Origin of the sequence: Paenibacillus sp. BC26 (assembly GCF_900116125.1) — a bacterium.
Taxonomy (GTDB): domain Bacteria; phylum Bacillota; class Bacilli; order Paenibacillales; family Paenibacillaceae; genus Paenibacillus_Z; species Paenibacillus_Z lignilyticus.
The window spans coordinates 192,871-212,095 of sequence record NZ_FPAD01000005.1 but is presented as its reverse complement, the minus strand read 5'-3'; the positions used below and the strand labels follow the sequence as shown (position 1 = coordinate 212,095).

General features: G+C 51.8%; 12 protein-coding genes. 6 read left to right on the top strand and 6 right to left on the bottom strand.

Translation table 11 applies throughout. From position 1 onward, the window contains the following. Positions 1 to 442: 442 nt before the first annotated feature. The 4 genes from BM412_RS27025 to BM412_RS27010 all read right to left on the bottom strand — a co-directional run bounded on the left by BM412_RS27025 (position 443) and on the right by BM412_RS27010 (position 3,069). Positions 443 to 1,633, bottom strand: a complete 1,191-nt coding sequence (locus BM412_RS27025) for an MFS transporter (RefSeq protein ID WP_091225077.1) — start codon at positions 1,631 to 1,633, stop codon at positions 443 to 445. Positions 1,634 to 1,708: 75 nt separating this feature from the next. Continuing rightward, positions 1,709 to 2,200, bottom strand: a complete 492-nt coding sequence (locus BM412_RS27020) for a MerR family transcriptional regulator (RefSeq protein ID WP_256256613.1) — start codon at positions 2,198 to 2,200, stop codon at positions 1,709 to 1,711. 152 nt (positions 2,201 to 2,352) lie between these two features. Next, positions 2,353 to 2,736, bottom strand: coding sequence for a rhodanese-like domain-containing protein (locus tag BM412_RS27015; protein ID WP_091224809.1), 384 nt, complete (start codon positions 2,734 to 2,736; stop codon positions 2,353 to 2,355). Between the two features lie 15 nt (positions 2,737 to 2,751). Then, positions 2,752 to 3,069 (bottom strand): rhodanese-like domain-containing protein, encoded by a 318-nt coding sequence (locus BM412_RS27010; protein ID WP_091224808.1) that lies wholly within the window; start codon positions 3,067 to 3,069, stop codon positions 2,752 to 2,754. 200 nt (positions 3,070 to 3,269) lie between these two features. Here BM412_RS27010 and BM412_RS27005 point away from each other — a divergent pair, with 200 nt between their 5' ends. Then, entirely contained in the window at positions 3,270 to 4,838 is a 1,569-nt protein-coding gene (locus tag BM412_RS27005) for a catalase (protein WP_371264867.1), read from the top strand. 52 nt (positions 4,839 to 4,890) lie between these two features. Here the strand turns inward: BM412_RS27005 and BM412_RS27000 are convergent, their stop codons facing one another. Both BM412_RS27000 and BM412_RS26995 read right to left on the bottom strand, forming a co-directional pair. Next, the gene (locus BM412_RS27000) at positions 4,891 to 6,744 is read right to left on the bottom strand and encodes an LTA synthase family protein (RefSeq protein WP_091224806.1); all 1,854 of its coding nucleotides are present in this window, start codon (positions 6,742 to 6,744) and stop codon (positions 4,891 to 4,893) included. An 82-nt stretch (positions 6,745 to 6,826) separates the two neighbouring features. Beyond that, positions 6,827 to 7,516, bottom strand: a complete 690-nt coding sequence (locus BM412_RS26995; RefSeq protein WP_091224805.1) for an antibiotic biosynthesis monooxygenase family protein — start codon at positions 7,514 to 7,516, stop codon at positions 6,827 to 6,829. Positions 7,517 to 7,720: 204 nt separating this feature from the next. Between BM412_RS26995 and BM412_RS26990 the strand changes: the two genes are divergently transcribed. From BM412_RS26990 to BM412_RS26970, 5 genes are all read left to right on the top strand, one after another. Then, on the top strand, positions 7,721 to 8,179 hold the full coding sequence (locus tag BM412_RS26990) for a MarR family winged helix-turn-helix transcriptional regulator (RefSeq protein ID WP_091224804.1): 459 nt from the start codon (positions 7,721 to 7,723) through the stop codon (positions 8,177 to 8,179). A 20-nt stretch (positions 8,180 to 8,199) separates the two neighbouring features. Next, complete coding sequence (locus BM412_RS26985; protein WP_091224803.1) at positions 8,200 to 8,958, top strand: class I SAM-dependent methyltransferase; 759 nt, start codon at positions 8,200 to 8,202, stop codon at positions 8,956 to 8,958. Positions 8,959 to 9,074: 116 nt separating this feature from the next. Continuing rightward, complete coding sequence (locus BM412_RS26980; protein WP_091224802.1) at positions 9,075 to 9,614, top strand: NAD(P)H-dependent oxidoreductase; 540 nt, start codon at positions 9,075 to 9,077, stop codon at positions 9,612 to 9,614. A 326-nt stretch (positions 9,615 to 9,940) separates the two neighbouring features. After that, positions 9,941 to 17,347: a fibronectin type III domain-containing protein gene (locus BM412_RS26975; protein ID WP_091224801.1), complete on the top strand. Its 7,407-nt coding sequence runs from the start codon at positions 9,941 to 9,943 to the stop codon at positions 17,345 to 17,347. Between the two features lie 87 nt (positions 17,348 to 17,434). Then, a complete protein-coding gene (locus tag BM412_RS26970; RefSeq protein ID WP_091224800.1) occupies positions 17,435 to 19,222 on the top strand; it encodes a cache domain-containing sensor histidine kinase in 1,788 nt (595 codons plus the stop codon). Positions 19,223 to 19,225: the final 3 nt, after the last annotated feature.

The following is a 19,225-nucleotide window of genomic DNA, read 5'->3' as shown; positions in this document are numbered from 1 at the left end:
ATTCGACATGATACCCAGAAAACCCTCTTTATGGCAGCTTGCGGCTGGGCGGGAGGTGGTGAATAAAGAGGGGCGGCGATGGCAGCTATAGCCCCGTAATGGGCTGTAACGCGCAATGTCGTGATTTCGCTCCATGTGCGGTAACTGGTACCTCTCTCGAGACGATTTCCCGCGGTTTCACTCACTGTGCGGTAACTGATTCCTCTCTTGAGACGATTTCCTGTGATTTCACTCACTGTACGGTAACTGATACCTCTCTTAGCCTCCCTTAGAAAAATACTGTTAGCGGCATAGCCGTTAATACCTCATAAACGAAAAACCCCCCGGCACCGACTCCTCGGAGTCGATAACGGGGTTTACTCCATTACTCATTGCACACAATAATATAACACTAACGTTAACGTTATATTTAGAGCCAAAAAAAAGGATATATGCTCTGCTATTAATGGGCTTCTGCCTCATCCACATGCTTCAAGTGTTTGCGGTTCAGCCAGATGACGATAACCGCCAGCACGACAAACCCGCCGCCGATGTAGAATGGCGCGTGGAAGTCAAACCACTCCGCGAATTTAACCGCGTAGTAAGGTGCAAGCGCACCGCCGATGAAACGCAGGAAGCTGTATGCGGCTGAAGCTGTCGGACGTTCAACCGGAGCAGCGTTCATAACCGCTGTAGTGATGAGCGTATTATTATTGCCCAAGAAGGCGCCGGCCAAGATTACCATCGCGATTACGACTGTTTTGTCCGTAGTCCAGTAACCCATTACGAACAACGTTATGGCGAAGAGAAGAAGCTGCACGCACATCGATTTCACTGTACCGTAACGCTTTTGCAATTTCGGAGCCGTAACGACGGACGTAAATGCGAGCAGCAGTCCCCATCCGAGGAAGACGTAACCAAGCCCGTGTACATCAACGTGATGCAGGTGGCCGAGCACAAGCGCCGCATAGACAAGCAACGTGAAGAATCCGAAGTTATAAAGTGCAGCTGAGATTCCAAAAATCAGCAGCGCGCGATGTTTGAGTGCGCGGAATGGATCCAGCAAGGAAGCTTTTTTCTTAATCGGTGTCACAACGGCAGACGTCTTCGCCTTCGGCATCATGAACAGGATAAGGCAGAACGCCAGAACCATCAAACCGGCAACGCCATAGAACGGGCTCCGCCACGAAATCGCGCCGAGCTCTCCTCCGAGCAACGGACCTACCGATATCCCCAGTCCGACTGCTACTTCGAACAAGATGATCGATTTACCAACGCCAACGCGGGATAACGAAACGATGGCGGACAACGCGGTTGCGACGAAGAAAGCATTACCCAGTCCCCATCCGGCGCGAAGCCATACGATTTCCATTACATTGTCCGCACTACCCGCTAGCGCAGAGAACACTGCGATTAGTACGATACCGGCAAGCAGCATTCGCTTAATGCCAAGCCGGGAAGAGATAACGCCGGTAATCAGCATGGCAACGGCCATAACCGCGTTATAGCTCGTAAACAGCAGGGTCAGCTGACTGTCGGAGGCATGCAGCTGATCCTTCATCATGGGTAGTATCGGATCAACCAGACCCAATCCCATAAAAGCGATGATACTTGCAAAAGCGATTGCCCACACGGCAATCGGCTGGTTGAACATGGAGTTGCTCTTCGGTGCACTAGGCTGCAAAGGGGCTTGCGGCGCGGCTTTACGTGCTGTATTTGGTGTTGACACTTATACTCCTTCTTTCTGCGTAGTCATTTGATCCAGCGCGACGTTTACGCGCTTCTTTAGTTGTTCTATTTCCTTGCGGAATTCCTTCATTTTCTCGAGCTTATAATCGATCATTTGCAATTGCCTATCGACCATCCGCCCCGCTTCCAGAAGCTGCTCCCGCTTCTGCTCCGCTTCCTCGGCTTTCCTGTAAGCATCGCCGTGCTGGATAAGCTCTTCGCGTATGGCGACAAAATCGATAATTTCCTGCAGGGAGAAGCCGAGTACATCTCTTGCATTGATGATCTGCTTCAACCGTTCGATGTGCATGCGCGCATACAAACGCGTCCCGCCCTCCGTCCGCTCCGGCGGCGGCAGCACGCCGATCTCCTCGTAATAGCGGATCGTACGTTTCGTCAGACCGCTCTCTTTGGCCACATCATCGATCTTATATCGTTCTCCCATCGTATTCCTCCTCCCTTTCGTCGATTTAAGCGGTTCATTTGATTTCATCTTACTCCTCCTATAACGTTAACGTCAACGTTAGATTTTGTCATCATCGCACGGACTCCTGCTCACTAGTGTGTCGTTAACCCTTATTCCGTATGTAAAAGGGCCCGTTCTCAGCATCAATCCGTCGCTGCAAACAAGCCTTACACAATAACTTATTGAACAAGCTTCCCGCTCCACGCGCCAAGTCCGCCCTGCAGATGAGCTAATTGCGAGTAGCCGCCGCGGGCTAACTGCCTTGCCGCCGTCTTGCTGCGCATGCCGCTTCGGCAGTACAGAAGAAGCTTCTTATCCTTCGGCAGTTCTTCAAGCCGCGACCCGAGCTGGGATAACGGAATGTTCCGCGCTCCCGGAATGTAGCCGCTCTTGAACTCTCCCGTTTCCCGCACGTCAATCAGCAGCATATCAGGCGCCCCCGCTTCAAGCTCCCGGCGGAAATCCGCGGCTTGCAGCGTGCGAAGTCCTTTTACTTTGCCGAATTTCGAATACCCGAACCACACCACAACGACAACGAATAAGACGTTAATCGCGATCTCCAATTCCTCTACCCCCTGCTATTCTCCTGTCAGCTCGCCTGTCCAGTTCAATAAACCGCCTGTCATATTCACAACGGAGAACCCTCTCTCGCCAAGCAGCTCGCAAGCTAATCCGCTTCTGCCGCCGCCTCTGCACATCACGATGATCTCACGCTTGGCATCCAGTTCATTCACTCGCTCGATCAGCTGCCCGAGCGGAATGTGGACGGCGCCTGCCAGATGGCCGGCTGCCCACTCCGCAGGCTCACGGACATCCAGCATATATAAACCCTCACCTGATCCGAGGCGCTCCTCCACCTCTTGCGGTGTCATTTCTTTGGCCGCTTGAAATCCCATTGTATCGTAATCCTCCCTTATGACTTCCGATATATACCCCTATGGGTATGTATTCTAGACGACTCTACCCTCACTGTCAACGCTCATCCCCTCCTATCCCGCTTCCAAAATTAGCGAGTCTGCCTGCACTTCAATCTGAATCAGGAACTACATGCTGGGCAACAATACCATTGAAGTTCACATTTACCTGCGAAAGGAGCCTGGCATTGGAGAAGGATACAGATCAAACGCTCACGACCCGGCAGGGCCATCCCGTGACGGACAATCAAAATATACGAACGGTTGGCAGCCGTGGACCGAGCACTTTGGAGAACTATCATTTTATCGAGAAAATCACCCACTTTGACCGGGAGCGCATTCCTGAGCGTGTCGTTCATGCTCGCGGCGCCGGCGCCCATGGCATCTTCGAAGCCTACGGCAAAGCCGGCAATGAGCCGGTCTCGAAGTATACGCGCGCCAAGCTGCTGCAGGAGGCCGGCAAACAGACGCCGGTATTCGTTCGATTCTCCACTGTCATTCATGGGAACCATTCACCGGAGACGCTTCGCGACCCACGCGGCTTCGCGGTTAAGTTCTATACCGAAGACGGCAATTGGGACATGGTCGGCAACAACCTGAAAATTTTCTTCATCCGCGATCCGCTGAAGTTCCCGGATATGGTGCATGCGTTTAAGCCGGATCCGCTCACGAATGTGCAGGATATGCAGCGCTTCTTCGACTTTGTATCGTTGTCGCCGGAAGCGACCCATATGATCACGTTCCTATTCTCCCCCTGGGGCATTCCCGCCAACTATAGGCAAATGCAGGGCTCGGGTGTTAATACATACAAATGGGTCAATCAAGACGGCGAAGCGATGCTCGTGAAATATCACTGGGAGCCGCTGGGGCAAGGGATTAAGAACCTGCTGCAGCGAGAAGCGAACGAGATTCAAGGGATGAATTTCAACCATGCCACGCTCGATTTGTATCAAGCTATCGAAGCCGGGGATTATCCCGAATGGGAGCTGTGCGTGCAGCTGATGACGGATGACGAGCATCCGGAGCTGGATTTTGACCCGCTTGATCCGACCAAGCTGTGGCCGCCGGAGCAGTTCCCTTTTCTACCCGTTGGCAAAATGACGCTGAACCGCAATCCCGACGACTATTTCACCGAAGTGGAGCAAGCGGCCTTCGGGACAGGCGTACTTGTGGACGGCTTGGATTTCTCCGACGACAAACTGCTGCAGGGCCGCACATTCTCCTACTCCGATACGCAGCGTCACCGTGTGGGAACCAACTACTTACAGCTGCCTGTCAATGCACCTCAGACGCATGTGGCAACCAATCAGAGCGGCGGCCAAATGCAGTATCGTCCCGACCGCTCGGCCGGGCAAAATCCGCATGTGAACTACGAGCCATCCTCCATGGGCGGATTGCAGGAGGCGGCGCGCAGCGGCAAAGACCATGAACCGCATTACGATGCGAAGCTGACCCGGCAGAAGCTCGAGCGGACCAACGATTTCAAACAAGCCGGCGATACGTTCCGCGCCTTCGAGAGCTGGGAGCAGGATGAGCTGATCGATAATCTGGTCGGCGCGCTGTCGGTGTGCAAGGAGGATATCCGCTCGCGCATGGTCGGATATTTCACGGAGGCGGATGCCGGCTACGGGCAGCGCGTTGCGGAAGGGCTGCAGCAATCAGATGGCCGAAACATCGCAAGCGGACAATCGCGGCCGGAGAAGGCCGTCGATCAGGCGAAGCAAACGGGGCACGAAGCAGATCCTTATTAAAGGATAAAAAGCCGCAAGCATCATGCTTGCGGCTTTATTGTAGATAAGTGCATTATTCATCTTTGTTCGGAAGTTGGCTGACATAGCTGTCAGACAAACTCAGCAGTTTCAACGTTCGATTGTATTGATCCTCCGTAGCGCCTTCACCATGCTCGGTCTCGCTGTTATCGCGAAGCGAATAGTTCGTACCATCCGTATAATCAATGCCCGGCAGGAACATATCATCGTCCGTAATTACGGAGCCCGACGGCAAGAAATGGCGCATCGGCAGCATGTTGGAGCTCTGATTCAACAAATCTTGGCCAAAATAAATCTGATTGCTTAACGATACCCCCAGCAAATTCGCAGCCGTCGGCAGAATATCGATCTGACCGCCGGTTTGTTCGCGAACGGAAGGCGTCGTCACGCCGGGTGCGTGAAGAATGAGCGGAATACGGAACATATCGGTATACCCGTATTCATGGCCAATCATGCCGGCCACCAAACTCTTCTCGTCGCGGTCAAGCGAGTACAAGGACAAGCCTTGATGGTCTCCGTAGAACAAAATGACACTGTCATCCCATATCCCGCGCTGTTTCAAATCGTCGATGAATTGTCCGAGCGCGTAATCGGCATAGTTCTGGGCATGAATATAGTTACCGACGATGGTGTCGTCGAACTCTTCCGGCAAATCCATTTTGTACTTCTCTTCCGGCAGGTTGAACGGATGGTGGGCGCTCATCGAAATGATCTGAGCGTAGAAAGGCTGTTCGCCTTGATCCAGCTTCACCAGCTCATCAATCGTCTTCTTATAAAGCACTTCATCCGACGAACCGAAGGCAATATGATCCTCGTCGCCGTAGAAGGATTTGTCATAATAACGATCCCAGCCGATCGCCTTGTACAGCTCCGTCCGATTCCAGAACGAGACATCGTTCGTATGGAACGTCGCAGTCGTGTAGCCATTCGCATGCAGAAGCTTCGGCAAGCTTGGCAGCGCCTTATCCACGTTGTGATCGGTTGCTGCTTCATGCTGAGGCACGTAAAGCGACGTATTTACCACATACTCGGCATCCGAAGTGGTTCCTTGACCGACCATCGTGTAGAAATGATTAAAGTGCATGTTCTCCTGCGCCAGCTTGTTGATGTTCGGCGTTACTTCTTGACCGTTAACCTTGAGGCCAATCAAGAAATCCTGGAAGGACTCCATCTGCACGATGATCAGGTTCTTTCCTTTATTCGCGCCAAAATATTGCGGCTGTGGCTGCGGCTGCACCGTGCCTTTCAGCTCATCGATCGCGCTCTGCGTAATGTCCGCCATCGGCACGGTTTCGTCGTCTTTGCGGCTATCGGCGAAGATGGTGTAGATCTCGTAATTGAGCAGCCCCATCTCTTCAGCCTGCTTGTTCTCATTCATGCTGGCGCGGTTCGGCCAAATATTCAGCAAACAGAGCAGCGAAGACACGATGAACATGATGGTTATGCCTGTTTTCCTCACAGGTCTCATGCTGACGCGCTGCTGAATATGTTTATGCTTCGGTCTCCATAAGATAAAGGCCAACACGGCGATATCGAGGAAAATAAATAAGTAGTACGGATCAAGCAGCGAGTACGTACTTTCTCCAACCTGCGCGACTTTACCAGCCTGGGCAAGCGCGTGATACGTAACAATAATGCCATAATATTTGTAGTACATGAGTACAGTAAAGTAGAGCAGCGTTAGCAATAAATTGACGATCATATAGTACAGCATCTTCCGTTTGCCCGCTAACCATTCGATTAGACAGAATACCACCCAGAAGAACGGAATTTCCGTTACGAGCGTCATCCAGGAAGGCCCTTCGTCAAACACGACCGACCAGGCCAGAATACCCTTCACCAAGAGTATGATTGTAAAGTAAAAAAATCTGCGATTAAGCAGTCTCATCAATGGAGACACCTTCAACAACTCCTTCCCCGGCAGCAAGCCCTTGCTCTTGCACCGGACGTTCCTTGTAGTTATATCACTGTTAGTTGAGCAAATTGTGTTCCGTTGATCCGACCACATGGGCGAGTTCAAACAAATGCAAACTGGGCGGCTTGGGAAGCACGCCGCAAATCGTCGCCATCATGCCCGGCGCAAGCCCTCGGCCAAAGGCGCGAAGCACCTCTTGCTTGCGAAAAATCGCTTGAAAATGACGCCTGCTCTCGAATTGGCCGACATGAATAGCCAGCCGATTATCGCGGCTGACCAATAAATTCGTCGAGATATATCCAGGCTGCTTGCGTACATACGGCATCGTGCGTTCGAAATTCCTGATCATGACTTCTCGTTTGCCCGGCGCAAGCTGTACGATATTTAAGAAATACAAACGTGCGGTTCCTTGACCTTGCTTTGACTTAGAGGATGGCTGCGCTGCGATATGATCGCTGTACTCTACCGTATACCGATTCGGACCCGAAGCTTCCTCCGCCTGTGCATCGACAAGCGCAAGCGAAACGACATGTTTCCCCCGAGTACCTCGCAGAACAGCGCCGCTCTGAACAGCTCCGTCTTGCCATACCCGATCCATCGCCGATATGGCATGATTCACTTGTTTCAGCTGCTTGTGCCGGCCTGCAACTTGAAATACCTTAAGTCGAACCAGTGTGCCGACGGCCGATGGCGAATGTCCTATATGGTTTAACGCAACAAACTCCGACTGAGTTTCATTTTCCATGATTACAGCGTTCCTTTCACGTAATTGCATGTGAAATTTATTACGTACTGGTGTATAGTTGTATCATGCAACTATGTCTATTCGTAATTATACAAGGTATTTAATAGCTGTCAATCGGTCTATCTCTTCCACTTGCACGGTGCAAATTGAAGCGATATGCTGAGATAAACACGATTCACAAACCACAGAAACGGTGATTCCAACATGAACATAGATCCAGACAATCTGCATCGCATCGAGCACCAAATGGCTATTTTTGTGCGCCGGGCCGAAGCTGCCCGTATCGCTTATTTTACCAATACCGGGCTCGATCGCTCTACTTATTTATTGCTAAGACGGCTGTTCGACCATGGACCGCTTGGTATTAAGGCGCTTGCCGACACCTTTCAATTGGATATTTCGACAGCCAGCCGGCAGACCGCTTCGCTTGAAGCGAAGGGGTATGTGGAGCGAACCGTGGATCCGAAGGATGCCCGGGTCAGCCTGCTCCAAGTCACGTCTGCCGGCAGTGAGATGCTGCTTAAAGTGAGGCAGCTGCGCCAGACCTTCTTTACCGATGTGCTGAAAGATTGGACAGAGGAAGAATCCACCCAGTTCGGTGAACTGCTGGAACGGTTTAATCGAACGGTGGAGGATCATTTGAACATTAGCAAATGCATGTAAGAGGAGAGAGGGATTCGTCTATGAAGGATAATACGAAACGGTTCTCAGATCGCGTGGAGCAATACGTGAAGTATCGACCCAGTTATCCGGCTGCTGCTTTGGACTTCATCTATGAGGAGGCGGCTCTGGCGCCGTCCGCTTGTATCGTCGCTGATATCGGCTCAGGTACGGGGATTTTCTCCCGGTTGCTGCTTGAGCGGGGCAGTACCGTGGTGGCCGTGGAGCCCAATACCGAAATGCGGCTTGCGGCAGAGGATCAGCTTGGCGGCCATGATCGCTATCGGTCCGTCGAGGGTTCGGCGGAAGCAACCAAACTGGGGGACGGCTCGGTGGATTGCATTGTATCCGCGCAGGCATTCCATTGGTTCGAGCCGGAATCGACCAGGCTTGAATTTCGGCGCATCCTGCGCGCTGACGGCAGCGTAGCGCTGATCTGGAACACGCGTCTGGTCGACGATCCTTTTGGTGCGGATTACGATCAACTTCTCTTACATTACGCACCGGATTACAAAGAGGTGAACCATAGGCTTCTTCATCACGAGGACTTTGCCTCCTTCTTCCGGGATGGAAGCTATAAGAAAGCGGAATTTGCGAACAAGCAATTGTTTGATCTGGAAGGGCTTATCGGCCGGACTCTCTCCTCCTCTTATGTCCCGCTTCCGGGTTCGCCTAGCTATAAGCCTTACATGGAGGAGCTGGAAGCGTTATTTAACAAGCATCAACAGGATGGCATCGTTAGCTTCCAGTATAGAACGGAGATTTATATCGGATTGGTATAAACGCCGGCTTGTCATAGGGTAGGCATCCAGGAGCCGCTGCTGCGGCTCTTTGTTATTGTAGATAGGAAGTATGCTATAATCCCTATATCATTTTCTTACAGAGGAGTTACGTCACCATGAGAACACTTGTGATTGTCGCACATCCTAAAATGCAAGAATCCCGCGTTAACCGGGCGTGGAAAGAACGTCTCGAGCAAGAGCCCGGAATTACTGTCCATGACTTATACCAAACGTATCCGAATGAAATGATCGATGTCGAGAAAGAACAACAGCTTCTGCTGCAGCATGACCGTATCGTGTTCCAATTTCCGTTCCATTGGTACAGCACCCCGTCGCTGCTTAAGAAATGGCAGGATGAAGTATACACCTACGGCTTCGGCTATGGGACAGGCAATCAACTCAAGGGCAAAGAATATGTGCTGGCTATTTCCGTCGGCCGGGCTGAAGATTCCTATCGTCCGGATGGCGAAAGCCTCTACACGATGGAGCAGCTTCTGCTTCCCCTGCAAGCTACGGTTCTGCTGACCGAGATGAAGTATGTTCCGCCGTTTATGGTGTTCCACGCACCTCGTTTGACCGATGAAGAGCTCACGCAAAGCGCGGACAAGCTGGCCGCCTATTTGACGGCACCTGTTGGCTCTTATGTAACTCGCTAGGGTAAACCAAACCTGGCTACCGCCATTATAAACCAATCACAAAAAAGGCCAACCAATTAACGGGTTGACCTTTTTTTGTGTAATTAAACATGCCCATCGGTATTCAGTCGAATAGGAGATTCATTTTCCAGTATTTGCTCGATTGCCGACATTTTGAAGGATATGAAATAATGGTCGAAACTTTGTACGGGTTCGTCTTCTTCTCTCTCCAATGAGGAAACCGATAAATTTGTACTCCAGATTCCGATCATATGAAATTCAAAGCGCTTTCATGTTCGTGATAAGGTAAAGCCATCATTAAATAGACTTCAGTGGGGTGAAGGTGCATGAACAGTAGAATAAAGAAAACATTGCTTGGCTGTTTTGCGGTATTAATCGTATCCGGATCGGCATTTCCGGGTACAGGCGCGGGTATTGCCCATGCCAGCGTACCTGCAACCGAAGTAACGCCCGGATCTTTCTCGGATTCGCCGCAACCGGGACAAATCCGGATCTATGCGGGAGCGGATGCGGGTAATTCCGATACGTCGGGCAGTCGAATGGTCGGCTCCGTCGTAAAAGAACTATACTTAGATCAAAATAGCGGCTCGGAAGCTAAGATCGAAAGCCAAGGCAACGGAGTAGCCGACTTCGCCCGTTACGGCTGGCATAAGAAGGCGACAAAGCGGGTTGCAAATGGAAGCGCTTATTTTTCCTATAAGATTCCCGTAGATCCGGCGCAGTCGGCTCCTCTCTATCTGGTGATGGAAGGGATCGGCGAAATTAAGCTGACGGCCGAGGGCCAGACGCTGCTTGACACCGGCAACAGTGGACTCGGCGTGCAGACGCCTTGGGAATTCACGCTATCGGATCCGTCCCTCTGGGCCGATGGTTACGTGGAATTGAAATTCGAAGACGCCGATCCAACGGACGGAGAAGGAGTCAATCTTCACTGGCTGGAGCTCGGCCCCTCCTCCGTATGGCGGGATCGCATTAGCCACATCGTATGGGACACCTCCAAAGTGTTGTGGCAAGCAGGGTACTACGAGGGAACAAGCAGCGAATTCAAAGGGAGTTCGACCAGTCTCTCCCTGCCGGCTTCCGGGACGGCTATTACTTCGCTAAGTCCATCGGGAACGGTCGTTCTGAACTGGAATCAACCGGCCCCTGCTCCCGGAAAGAAATATTACTTACTGGCTGGACTCATCGGCGGGACAGGCAACCATACCTTCGACTTCGGCGCGAACGGTTCGATCGAAGCCACGAGAGAAGCGAGTAAAGAAAGAATTACGGATCTGGATGTTACCGCGTATATCGCGGATGGAGCGAATTCCTTAAGAATCGCTACGGCAACCGGGTCCGCTATTGATTTCGTGAGCCTCGTGGAAGTGTCGGAAGGCGCAACCTCCGATGACTCGCTGAAAGTCGTATTCAAGGGTAACGAGATGGCAGAGGATTGGACTCGCCTCGTCAACAACACGATGTACTTCCATATGGACATGATGACGGAGAAAAGCACCGGCTTCATCGATTCCTCGCTGCCTAACGGAATCTTCCCTCTCTTGTACTGGGTAGCCGACTCGGCTCCGGCGATGCTGGAGATGGCCAGATGGGGATATGTCGATGAAGCGAAGCAGGCCTCGTTATTCCGCAGTGCCTCGAATCATTACACCGGGGATAACGGCGCTGCCGGACTCGTATTCTCGACCATTGCTTATTTAATCAAAGGCGATAACTATGTCGGGGATTACGTGGACAAGGCTTGGCCGGTCATGAAGGATGGACTGGATTATTACAAGGATCAAATCAGCAATAATAGCTATCATTTAATCAAAGGTACCGGCCTCGAAACGACCAACAAAGGCTACGGTATCTACAACAACTCCATTGCTTACTTCACTTTGTTAGCCGGTGCTGAGGTGGCTAGCAAAACAGGTCATGCCAGCGAAGCGGCGGACTGGTTAGCTTCCGCTGATCTGCTTGCTCAGGGAATGAGCGATAATCTGGTTGCGCATACGGATCTTACATGGCTTGGCCATACGATAAAGAAAGACACCTGGCGCTATTCGCTAGATGGTACCAAAACGGATGGCAGTGATGCTCCATGGATCAATGCGGGCTGGTTCGGCGTTGGCAGCCAAGAGGAATTGTACTATGGCTACAAGTCGCCAACGGATACGCGCAACAGCGCGGTCGAAGATTGGCGTCAAATTACAAACAATACTTTAGATTACCACTCAGAAAATTTCTGGGCGGATTGGAAGCTATACGGTCATAACCGCGGCTTCGGTACCGATTACGGGGTGCTGTCTGAACGCGGAGGCTGGCCTCTCCTATCGATGCTGATGAGCGATCGGATGGATATGGCGAAGAAGAATTTGCAGCACGTGATATGGAACAGCACGGATTTGAACTTCGCTCACGACAACGAAGGCGTTCAGGAGACTTCTCCTTGGCTGCTCGTTCGTGAAGTAAACAAGTCGGATCACGGAATTGCTGAGCAGAACGAGATCGGCAACGGCGGCGCCAATGAAGACATGAACTTGGTTGAGTATATCGTCGCCTTGAAGAACGTCCGCGTTATGGCGGGCTTGGACGACGCACTGGAAGGCACCTCTAATTTGAACATCGTGCCGCGTATTCCAAGCAGCTGGGACGGCGTAAAAGTCAACAACTGGCTGGCGCATTATCGCGACGGCGCCGGGAACATTGGCCAGACCGACGTTTCCTACGATTATTCCGTTCAACCGGAACAGGCTACTCTTCGAGTCTCTGCAGCGAATGCGATAGAAGGATCTCAGTTCCGCTTCGGTCCGTTCGCCAAGGACGCTGCTTTCACGGCGGTTACCGTGAATGGAAGCGCGATTGATCCGAGCGACTACAGTGAGGAAATTTCCGGGGATTCCAAGTGGGTGTGGGTGAAAGGCAGCATGGGTATGACCAGCTCCACTTACGCGGTTCAAGTGGACATCCCGCATCTGAGCTTCGAGAATAACTTCGATTCCGCTAATCTGTCCGACTGGAGCTCGCTAAACGGCGATTCATGGACGGCAGACAACGGCAAGCTGGAAGCCCAAAGCGCGGATGGCGATCTCTTGCTTAACGATGCCACGCAAGAAGATCTAATCTACAGCACGGACATCAAGCTGAATGAGGAAGGCGCAGCGGGGCTGAGCTTCAGGACGAACGAATCCGGCGAGAATGGCTACGACTTCGTACTGGATTCCAAAGCAGGCGCCGAAGGCGAACTGAAACTGGCTACACGCCAAGGTAAAGTGCTTTACTCCCAGCCGATGAACGTGAACATGAACAGAACCTATACTTTAAAGGTCATTGCGGCTGGTCCGATTCTCATGGGTTATCTGGACGGCACGAAAGTATTCCATATTGTCGATTCCACTTACGAAGAAGGACATGCAGGCTTGTATGCGCAAGGCCGAGTTAGCTTCGATAATGGGTTGGCTAACGACAGCGCCAGCTCTGTGGCGATTCCTTCATTGGTCAGCGTCAAGATCTCCAGTTACAAGACGAATACGATGCTATTGACGCAGGAGAAAGAAATACCGGTCATTGCGACGTTCGACAACGGCGAAACGCTGGATGTCACGCATGTTCCGGCGCTGCGCCAATACATCATCAGTGATCCGACGGTGTTTACGGAGGATCATGAGCTACTGAAGGCAATAAAAGTTGGCACGGCCAACGTGTCCGCTTCGGTAACGATTAACGGCGTTACCAAGCAATCCAACTCGCTGGCCATGAAAGCCGAAGATCTGAGCTATGCGGAAATCTATTACAAAGACGATAAAGAAAGCATGAACCTTATGGTGAACGAAACGGTACAAGTATGGCCGTGGGCGAAGCTAAAGGATGGCATATGGTGGTTCCTCGGCTATATGCCGGCAAGTACGCAAATTCATTACATCAGCTCGAATCCCGGCGTAGCTACCGTAACCCATGATCCGGCCAATGCCGATCCGGAAAGCCGCAGCATGCTGAAGGCTATCGGTGCAGGAACGGCCACGATAACGATGGAAGTTACCGTTAACGGTGTAACCGTAACTTCTCCGAATTCCATCAGCATTACGGTTATCGATCCAAGCCAATTCACGGGCTTTGCGGATAACTTCGACGATGGAGATCTTGTCGGTTGGGCAAAGAGCGGTCCCGGTGTCTGGAGTGTTCAGGACGGCCAGGCCAAGGTGAGTAATCCGCAGCCAACAGGCTGGGATTCCTGGAATATTATGAATGCCCAAGGCAAGGACTTCGTATACAGCGGAGACGTTACGTTCAAGAACGGTCAAGCGGCCGGTCTCAGCTTCCGAACGAACGATACGGGATCGACGGGCTACGATCTCATCCTCGACAAGAACGAAGGCTTGAAACTTGCAGGCCGGCCATATCGCGCCTTCAAGACCGTACAGACTCCTTTTGCGGACAATCAGACGTATCATGTCAAGATTGTAGCTAAGGATGACAACATTAAAGTGTACTTGAACGGCGCTTTGAAAATGGATTATAACGAAACCGTATACGGCTATACATTCGGCAAATTCGGCATGTTCTCGTTCCAGAGCGAAGCTTCGTTCGATAACCTGAAGGCAGAAACAACGATTAAGTTGGATCAAGCAACAGCAACGCTTGCGGATTCCTCCCTGCTTGTCGGCCAGTCAACGCAGCTTCGAACAACAGGTAAGCTGAACAATGAAGAAGAAGCTGACTTGTCTGCAGCAACTTATGTCTACGCAAGCAGCGACGAATCGGTCGCGACCGTGGATGCTAACGGTGAAGTAACGGCAACTGGAGCTGGCACCGCAACAATCTACGCGGATATTACGCTTAACGGTACAACCGTGCGTTCCACTAGCGCAGATCTTGTCGTCACCATTGACGATTCTGTTGCTCTATTAGACAGCGTTTCGGCTTCGGTCTCCACTCCGCAGATGAATATCGCCGCAATAACGACAATTGCGGTAAGCGGAACAATGACGAACGGGACCGCTGCGGATCTTACAGACGCAACAATTACCTATGCAAGCGATCATGCAGCGGTAGCGACTGTAGATGAGAGCGGTACTGTAACCGCGAAGAGCTTCGGAACGGCGAACCTTACGGTGACCGTGAAGCTTAACGGGGTCACGAAATTCTCGAATTCCGTAACGATTACGGTAGCGGGAACAGAGACATTCACGGAAAACTTCGATGATGGGGACACGTCCGGCTGGGCTCCGAATGGCGGAGTATGGAGCAATGCAGGCGATCGTATGAGAGTCGACTATTTGACGGCCAACAGCTGGTTCGACGCTTGGAATATCTTCGACAAGCAAGGACAGGATTTCATCTATAGCGCGGACGTGAAGTTGATTAACGGAAACTCCACGGGCATTAGCTTCAGAACGAACGCCAATGGAACACAGGGCTATGATGTCATCCTGAGCGTATATGACGGACTTAAGCTGGCGAAGAGACCTTATGCGGAGATCATTCGGTACACCTCCTTTACCAAAGCGTTGAATCAGACCTATCACCTCAAGGTCGTCGTCAAGGGTTCCAACATCAAAGTCTATCTAGACGGCGTACTTGCCATTGACAAAAACGATTCGACGTATGCTTCCGGTAAATTCGGATTGTTCGCTTTCCAGGGAACTGCCGAGTACGATAATCTTCAAGTCCATGTCTGGGATGTCGACGCTCCGGCTTGGTCAGATGCAAGCCTAACCGCTTCGAACGCGACAAGCACCGGCATGACGTTGAATTGGAACAGTGCAGTTGATACGACAGGCGTTACACAGTACCGCGTCTATCAGAATGGTCTTCCTATAGCAAACGTTGCAGGAAACGTTCAAAGTTATTCGGTAGAAGGATTAACACCTGAAACTGAATATAGCTTCAAAGTCGAAGCCGTCGACGCGGCGGAAAATTGGAGCACGAACGGACCATCGGTGACAGCAAGCACTCTAAGCGCAACCGAGCCTGGCGACCCGGATGTCTTGGCACCGGTATGGACGCCGGAAGCTTCCTTAAGTGCAGCTAACATTACGAAGACCGGGCTGCAATTGGCTTGGAGTACTGCAAGCGATAATATCGGTGTCACGCAATATCAAATCTATCAAGACGGAACGTCAATCGCGACGGTAGCCGGTTCGATAAACGAATATACGTTAGATGGGTTGTCGAGCGGCACGGCATATCACTTCAAGGTAGAAGCGGCGGACGCGGCAGGCAACTGGAGTACTGACGGCCCATCGGCAACGGCTACGACGCTGAATGAAGATGAAGAACCGGGTAATTCCGACATTCTCGCACCGGTATGGAGCAAAGGAGCAACTTTTGAAGCGACCAACATTTCTCAAACCGGCTTGCAATTAGCTTGGAGCCCGGCTGACGACGAGGTAGGCGTTACGCAATACCGGGTCTATCAGAATAATGTCCTGCTCGCAACGGTGTTGGATTCCGTCCATAGTTATACGGTAACCGGCTTAACTAGCGGCACGGTATACGACTTCAAGGTCAAAGCAGCGGATGCGGCAGGCAACTGGAATGACGGCTTGTCCGTTAGCGCAAGAACGCTGGATATTCCATATATCTCGATTCCTGTTCCACCTACGCCTCCCTTGCCTGACACGGTAGCCGTTATTCCAGCGGAGCAATGGCAATCTCCTCCGAAGGACGGCATTCACGTTAATTTGCCGCAGGGTAAAGAGCAAGTCCTGCTTCCTGAGGGTGCTGCAAGCAAACTAGGAAACAGCTCGCTTATTGTTGCGGGAGGAACAAGCGCGATTACGCTTAACGCGGCAACGCTGCAAGCAGCTGAGAAACTAATGGCAGCCACAGTCGGTCCAAATGCACAGCTAGTTGTAGGAATCCGGACATTGACCGGCGAACAAGCCCAAGTCCTTTCGCAAGCACCAACGCCTCCCGGTGTTCGGATGCAGCTGGCAGGCGGTATCGCGAGCTTGCAGTTCTCGGCGATTGACAGTAAAGGCAATCTGGTTGCCCTAGACGGAACTCAGCTTCCGGGACAACTGACACTTCACTATAAAGGAAGCTCGGACAATGAGTTGCTGCTCGGCGCATACCGATTAAACGAAACGACCGGCGTATGGGAGTACCTGCCTGGCGCGATCGATAGGCATAACGACCAAGCTGTCGTAAGCGGCAGTAACTTGAACAACATTGCGCTGATGGTGTACGACAGATCGTTCGACGATGTCGCAAACACGAATTGGGCATATGAAGCCCTGAAGGTGATGTCGGCTCAGCATCTCGTGAATGGAACGTCGGAGACACTATTCTCGCCAAACGCGAAGACAACGCGCGCGGAATTCGCAGCCATGCTCGTTCGATTGCTCGGCATTGAAACAACCGCTCGATCCGCATTCACGGACGTCGATCAAGACGCATGGTACGCGCAAAGCGTAGCGGCGGCAAGCGAAGCCGGCCTTGTTCTCGGAGACGGCAGCCATTTCAATCCCGACGCAACGATCACCCGTGAAGAGATCGCCGTCATGATTGTCCGTGCATTCCATTACAAGAACAAGGATAATGACAGCACTCAATCGGGAGCAAGCTCGACTGGCGATTTCAAAGATCAGGCGAAGCTGTCCGATTGGTCTTCCGAGTTCGTGAAGCAGGCCGCAAGCTTAGGCTTGATGCAAGGTAACGGGGACGGAACCTTCGCCCCGAAATCCAATGCGGTCCGCGCAGAGACGATGCAAGCTGTATACAATCTTTTCAAACTGCTGGACCAATAAATGAAATCGAATTTATAGACTACGCGCCTACTCCCTTCAGACTCGATCTGGAGGGAGTCGTGCGCATTTCGGAGGGGATCTACGTTGATGTATTCATTGCGGGGACGTCTTACCGTCACCTTCATCGTGCTATTAATTATTCCTTTCGTGACCATGGTCGTCATCTTGACCGGAATGTCGAACTCGGAGATCGGCCATTCCATCGAGGAGTCCACCTCTCAGACAATGGATCAGTACGCCTCCTTCGTCAATACGCTGACTAACCAAGTGGAAGATGTCGCGAATCAGGTGCTTAGCAACGAGGTGACCCAGCAATGGATCAGCGGACAGATGAATCCGAATCTTCGCGAGGATCGCAAGGTTCTTCTCGATGCGGAGCTGCGGAAATTCTTATCTTCGATCTCCCTTAATCATACTTACATCTCCTCTATTACGGTGTTCGATCAGAAAGGAATGGCCGTAGGCATTAACGACCAAGCGTTCCACGACGACTCGTACCTGAAAAGCGAGTGGTACACCGCTTTTAAATCCGAGGAACGGCGATGGGCACCGGCCCACCTGGACAAATATCAACCGAGCTATCTGCAGAAGGAAAGCACCAATAGTTTGCTATTCAATTTAGTTCACTTAAGCACTTTTCAGAATATCGGGGTACTGAAAGTCAACGTGCTGTCCAAGGAAATTCAGAAGCCGATCGAAAAAATCAAGTTCGGCGAAACGGGACGGGTCTATTTGCTCGACATGGAGGGTCTGCCTGTACTTGACCAGCATGTACCCGAGGAAATGTCCGGCTACAAGCACGTATGGCAAAACATTCTGAAAGACAACCATTCCGGCGGTAAAATAACGGTGAACTCCCAAGGCAAGCAGCACCTCGTACTGTTTCGAAAGCTTAAGGGTTCGGACTGGACGGTCATTGGCGAAGTTCCGGAGTCGGAGCTCTTCGAGAAAATGAACCGGGTGCAGCAGACGATACTGGGAGCTGCCGGAGTGCTGCTCCTGCTTACAATCGGGGCTGTGTTCGGCTTGTCAGGCAGCATTGCCCGGCCGCTATCCAATCTCGTGAAAGCGATGAAGCTGGCGGAGCGCGGGGAACTATCCGAGGCTGAACGTTATGCATCGGATAACGCCCCTCGGGGGAGAACCGAGGTTGGCTATGCAACCCAAGTGTTCCAAACGATGGCCCGGCGGCTGCGATTCCTAATCGAGACTGAGTTCCAAGCGAATATGCGACGCAAGGATGCGGAATATAAAGCGCTGCTCATGCAAATCAATCCGCATTTTCTTTACAATACGCTGGAGGCTATCGGAAGCTTGTCCGCGCAAGGCAGGTCGGAGGAAGTCGTGGACGTGACGGAATCGCTCGGGCAGATGCTCCGCTTCTCCCTCAAGACGGATACGGATCTCGTCAAGCTCCAAGAAGAAATGAGATACATTCGGCATTATATTTCCATTTTGCGAATCCGATTCGGCAGCCGCCTGGATATCGAGCTTAACGTGGATCCCACGCTTGAGCATCTTTCCATCGTCAAATTTATTTTTCAGCCATTGGTCGAAAATGCCGTCAAGTTCAGCTTGGAAAATTCGCATACGGCCATTGTCCGGGTATCCGTCCGCCAAGAAGGAAACCGGATGGTCATTCGAATTGCGGATAACGGGGTCGGGATGTCTCCGGAGCTTATTGAAGAGCTGTACGAACAAATCGCCAACGGTAAGATTTCGGACGTGCTGGGGGCGTCGGGACGAAGAATCGGCCTTCGGAACGTCCTTGCTCGCTGCCAGCTTTATTACGGTCCAGGGCTTAGCATGAACATACAATCTTCACCCGAACAAGGAACGCTGATAACGATCGGCCTTCCAAGAAATGAGGTTTGAGTT